This window comes from Kitasatospora sp. NPDC091257 (genome assembly GCF_044757675.1).
Classification (GTDB): domain Bacteria; phylum Actinomycetota; class Actinomycetes; order Streptomycetales; family Streptomycetaceae; genus Kitasatospora; species Kitasatospora lactacystinica.
Window position 1 is genome coordinate 1 of sequence record NZ_JBIVVI010001793.1, and the last position, 1198, is coordinate 1198.

Here is a 1198-nt window from a genome sequence, read left to right on the forward strand (position 1 = left end):
CCCCCGAACGGGCAGGCGTGCCCGCTCCTCCCCCACACGTGCCCGGAACGACGGTCAAGGAGTCCCCACCCCATGTCCATCAAGCGCAATGCCCTGTCCGTCGGCGTGATCGGCGCCGCGCTCCTCGCGGTGGCCGGTGCCACCGCCGGCACCGCCAGCGCCCACGGCACGATGACCAATCCCGTCAGCCGGGTCGCCGCCTGCTACGCCGAGGGCCCCGAGCACCCGGTGTCCCAGGTCTGCAAGGACCTCGTCGCCGCGAGCGGCACCCAGCCGCTGTACGACTGGAACGAGGTCAACATCGCCAACGCCAACGGCAACCACCAGGCGCTGATCCCGGACGGCAAGCTCTGCTCGGCCAACCGCGACAAGTACGCGGCGCTGGACTGGCCGCGCACCGACTGGCCGGCCACCGCGGTGAAGGCCGGGACCTTCACCTTCCAGTTCCGCACCACCGCGCCGCACGTCGGCACCCAGACCGTCTACATCACCAAGGCGGGCTACGACCCGACCAAGCCGCTGAAGTGGTCGGACCTCGACCAGACCCCGGTGGCCAAGGTGCAGGTCGACCGCAACGCGGTCAACGGGTCCTACACCTACTCCGGTACCCTGCCGCAGCGCACCGGCCGCCAGGTCCTCTACACGGTGTGGCAGCGCAGCGACAGCCCGGAGGCCTTCTACTCCTGCTCCGACGTCGACTTCGGCGCCTCCACCACGGCCGTGTCGGCGCTCGCCGCCCAGGCCCCGGCCGCTCCCAGCGACGCCCAGATCGCGGCCGACGCGTCCAAGTCCACGGTCGCCCACCACGGCCACGGCGGGGACCCGGACTCCCCGGCCGGCCAGGTGGTCCCGACCGCCTCCGCGGCCGTGGGCGGCACCTCGGCCACCGGTCCGCTGCTGCTCGCGGGCGCTGCCGCGATCGGTGTCGGCTGGGCCGGCATGGTGCTCCGGCGCCGTCGCGTCGAGGCTGTTCGACGCGACTCCTGACGCCGGGCACGGGAGCCGGGCCGGCGCACCCCCGTCCGGCCCGGCTCCCGTGGCACCACCCGTACGACGACGAACGGCGGCCCACCCGGAGGGTTCCCTCCCCCGTGGGGCCCCCCCCGGTGAGGTGCCCGGGGGTCACGTGGTGGTTCCCCCCCCCCCCCCCCCCCCACCCGACCCCCCCCCCCCGGAGCCCCGCCCCCGCCCCCCGAAC

At 74.9% G+C, this 1198-nt stretch carries 1 protein-coding gene; it reads left to right on the forward strand.

Annotated elements, in window-relative coordinates:
• Window positions 1-72 precede the first annotated feature (72 nt).
• On the forward strand, window positions 73-987 hold the full coding sequence (locus ACIQOV_RS42080) for a lytic polysaccharide monooxygenase (RefSeq protein WP_401056510.1): 915 nt from the start codon (window positions 73-75) through the stop codon (window positions 985-987).
• The last annotated feature ends 211 nt before the right edge of the window (window positions 988-1198 follow it).

Bases quoted from the DNA above. Each gene is read 5' to 3' on its own strand.
- ACIQOV_RS42080 (WP_401056510.1), top strand. From the start codon at position 73: ATGTCCATCAAGCGCAATGCCCTGTCCGTCGGCGTGATCGGCGCCGCG.